At 41.3% G+C, this 3,413-nt stretch carries 4 protein-coding genes and 1 pseudogene; 2 read left to right on the forward strand and 3 right to left on the reverse strand.

Annotated features, from left to right (window positions below; translation table 11 throughout):
* Positions 1 to 388: 388 nt before the first annotated feature.
* From PX481_RS25605 to PX481_RS25615, 3 genes are read right to left on the reverse strand one after another with little or no spacing between them, the layout of a single operon-like run.
* Positions 389 to 1,018, reverse strand: a complete 630-nt coding sequence (locus PX481_RS25605) for a DUF1361 domain-containing protein (protein ID WP_002760675.1) — start codon at positions 1,016 to 1,018, stop codon at positions 389 to 391.
* Positions 1,019 to 1,021: 3 nt separating this feature from the next.
* Positions 1,022 to 1,438 (reverse strand): acyl-CoA thioesterase, encoded by a 417-nt coding sequence (locus PX481_RS25610; RefSeq protein ID WP_002760673.1) that lies wholly within the window; start codon positions 1,436 to 1,438, stop codon positions 1,022 to 1,024.
* Positions 1,439 to 1,445: 7 nt separating this feature from the next.
* A complete protein-coding gene (locus tag PX481_RS25615) occupies positions 1,446 to 1,964 on the reverse strand; it encodes a cofactor assembly of complex C subunit B (RefSeq protein ID WP_002734244.1) in 519 nt (172 codons plus the stop codon).
* 135 nt (positions 1,965 to 2,099) lie between these two features.
* On the opposite strand from PX481_RS25615, the gene PX481_RS25620 reads away from it, so the two are divergent.
* A complete protein-coding gene (locus tag PX481_RS25620; RefSeq protein WP_002760671.1) occupies positions 2,100 to 3,005 on the forward strand; it encodes a metal ABC transporter permease in 906 nt (301 codons plus the stop codon).
* A gap of 322 nt (positions 3,006 to 3,327) precedes the next feature.
* Positions 3,328 to 3,413 (forward strand): annotated as a pseudogene (locus PX481_RS25625) (MotA/TolQ/ExbB proton channel family protein); the annotation flags it as partial.

The raw sequence follows: 3,413 nt of genomic DNA on the forward strand, positions 1-3,413 counted from the left end.
AGAATAGGCTTTTTCCATGTCTCATATTTTAGCATATATTTCGTAAACGATGCTCATATTTAACAGCAAAGCCAACCTAAAACGGCGGGGTTTCAGACCCAAATTTTCGATGATCATAAGTATCTAAGCACAATTAATTACACATCTAAGCCACTACTCCGTCAGACTTCTGCTGTGATCAGTAAACAGTGAACTGAAAACTCAAATCCGATCCCTAATAGCTGTATCCCGTCTCCCGTCTCCCGTCTCCTGTCTCCTGTCTCGGAGTCTCGACTAGGAAATTAATTTTGCACGACTACTTTCGCTGCGGCCAATTGATCTCTGTCTTCCTACTATCTTTTAATTAATCGGAAAGAGACTAGGAGAGGGTCGAAATCCCCGATAGGCGTTAATTGTAGCCAAAAAATCGATTGTAAAGCCTTTTATTGATTTCGTATAGTACCCAAATAATTAAAAAACAGATAGAGATGAATATCAAAGGTTTTTGAGTCAGTAAATTCTGCAAACTCCAGAATAGTTGCTGCGGTTGAGTGACTAGATACCAACTATTCAGCCGGAGAAAACGCCCTAGATAAATACCGATCGCACTTAAAAAATGGAGAGTTATTTCTAGGGGTAAAACTGCTGAATTTAGCTGACTTTGCTGACAATAACTTTTTAAATTAAGTAAGGAGAGAACGTATAGCTGAAAGCCAATAAAAATAAAGATACTATACTGGGGAATTAAAACTAAAAAAATTAAACTTTTGGCGTAATCCTGCTGAACATAAGAGATTAAATGAATGCTATCGGTGAGAATATAGGGAGCATTGGGTAAAAAAAGCAGGAAAACTAAGAGAATTAACCACCAGAGTAGGGAACGATCGAGGGCGATACGAAATAGCCAAAAGCTAAGGATAAAGGGGATAAAGGCCAGAAAAGAATTCCAGATAATCCTCCCGGTGCTAAGGTTAAATAATTGCCAAGCATTGTGCCACCAATCCCTAGTTAAAATTATCGTTAAATCTGCCCAAATCATCCCTTAAATACCAGTCTCCTCTAGGGTTGATAAATATCCTAACCAATGTTTTAAAGATTCCGGTAAAGGGATTCTTTTTCTAGCGGTGGGAGCGATGCACACATGGCGAGTTTTCGCTTTTGCGACCATGATTTCAGCCAAATAAATTTTATACTGCAATTGAAACTCGTTTTCGCTCAGGGATCGGGCAGTGAAATCAATCTGTATTTGATCGCCACAAAAAAGGGGACGAAAAAACTGGATTTCCGCTTGAGTAATCGGTAGGGCAACCGGAGAATCTTTCAAAAAATCCTTAATATTGATGCCAAATTGTGCTAAAGAAAACTCGTAGGCTTCATGACAGATCGAGAGAAGATGGGCAAAGTAAACCACACCGGCCGCATCGGTATCGGCCAGATAAATTAGGCGTTCATAGGACATAAAAAGCTTATTGTCTTTCTAGAAAGGTTAAACTATCTTGTAGTTGTCTTAACTCGTCTCGATGGGCTTTGACAGTTAATTCCGTTTGCTGAGATTTGCTTTCTACTTTAAAAGCCACTTCCTCTAAACGGCCGACTTTTTGCCAATAGAAAACACCCGCGAGGGGAGATAAACCCACAAGAGCAAAAATATAGGGATTAGTATCGGGAAATAACACCGATAACACCAGTGAGAAGCAAAATAAACCCAAGGCAGCTAAAATTGTCAAAAATATCGCTAGAAAGGGGCTAGGCGGCACAAAACCCTGTAATCTGACAATATTCTGTTCGGGTTCGATCGCCTTGACTTGATAGGAACGTCGGTCAAAATAATCTCGCAGTTGTTCTAATAGTTGGTCGTCACTGGTACTGGTAAGATAGACACGCTGTTCGATACGCTCCTTGACGGAACCGCGAATAAAAAAGAATAATCCCACCATGAGCAGGAGAGTCAGAAAAAAAGTTGAGGAAAGAACGGGGGTATCCATGGCAGCGGTTAGGAGTGAAAAAACTTACAATTAATCCTAATTATCCTAACCTATCTTCTCCCCCGATTTAGAAGATAGACCCTAGGAGCAAAACCTCGATCGAGAATCAGAAAAATTTAACCCCAAGGCAGATTCATGGGCAACAATCTATTAACAGGATTAATCGAACCCTTACAGTATAGTTTCATGCAGAGATCCCTAATTGAAGCCATCATCGTCGGGATCATTTGTGCGGTGGTGGGAACCTACCTGATGGTACAACGTTTGGCCCTCTTGGGCGATGCCATCAGTCACTCGGTCTTACCCGGATTAGCGATCGCTTTTATTGGTAATTTTAATCTGCTACTGGGTGCTTTACTAGCCTCAATGGTCAGTACTCTACTGATTAATTTGATCCGTAATCGTTCCCCAATCAAAGAAGATGCGGCCATGGGGATCGTTTTCTCGGCTTTTTTTGCTCTTGGCATCACCCTGATCACTCTCATCCAAAAAAACAACAAAATTGACCTGAATCACTTTCTCTTCGGCAATATTCTGGGTGTCACTGCTGCCGACATCCGCGATACCCTAATTATTGCCGTTATCGTTTTGTTAACCGTTTTGCTCCTGTATAAAGAACTATTATTCTACACTTTCGACAAAATCGGGGCGCAAGCGGCGGGTTTACCGGTAAATTTATTAGATTTAGGCTTAATGCTCCTGATCGGTCTGACAATAGTTGCTAGTCTCCAAGCGGTGGGAGTAATCCTCGTTTTGTCCCTTTTGATTACCCCCGCGGCCACTGCTTATCTTTTAGTTACCCGTCTCCATCAAGTCATGGGTTTAGGTGTGGGTGTGGGTATTGTTTCTAGTATCAGTGGGATGTATTTAAGTTATTACTGGAATTTACCCTCTGGACCGGCGATCGTGCTTGTCGCTTTTACCCTATTTATGTTGGCCTTTTTATTCAGTCCCCGTCAGGGAATTTTCACCCATCCCTCTAGTCTAGGTGGTCAACTTTCTATCTGGGGAGAGATGAAAAATTTGTTGAGACGACGTTAGTTTGCAGCAGAAGGTGGGGTTTTTGGCAAGTAATCAAAAACAGCCGGCGGCTAAAAAACTGATAACGGCTATAAGTAGTCGTGCAGAATTAATTTCCTAGTCGAGACTCCGAGACAGTAGAGGATGCCCTATCAGGTTATACTTCATCTTTAGGAGAAACGCCTTAAGTATGGCACGATTTTTGAAAAATGGTATAAAAAGTATAAATGTCAATCGATCGACTTAAATCTTAAACTAAATAATCAACCCCGAATCGCCCGGTATTGGAGGAACAAAACAACTCGTGAGTATAACTGATTTAATCCAAAAAGGCGGAGTGGCCATGTGGCCGCTGCTTTTTCTGTCTATTTTAGCTCTTAGCACTATTATCGAACGAATTTGGTTTTGGAGTCGTACTCTCCTCAGTGA

Source organism: Microcystis sp. M53603_WE2, assembly GCF_030065435.1.

Coding starts and splice junctions, on each gene's coding strand:
- PX481_RS25610 (WP_002760673.1), bottom strand. CDS start 1,438: ATGTCCTATGAACGCCTAATTTATCTGGCCGATACCGATGCGGCCGGT.
- PX481_RS25615 (WP_002734244.1), bottom strand. CDS start 1,964: ATGGATACCCCCGTTCTTTCCTCAACTTTTTTTCTGACTCTCCTGCTC.
- PX481_RS25605 (WP_002760675.1), bottom strand. CDS start 1,018: ATGATTTGGGCAGATTTAACGATAATTTTAACTAGGGATTGGTGGCAC.
- PX481_RS25620 (WP_002760671.1), top strand. CDS start 2,100: ATGGGCAACAATCTATTAACAGGATTAATCGAACCCTTACAGTATAGT.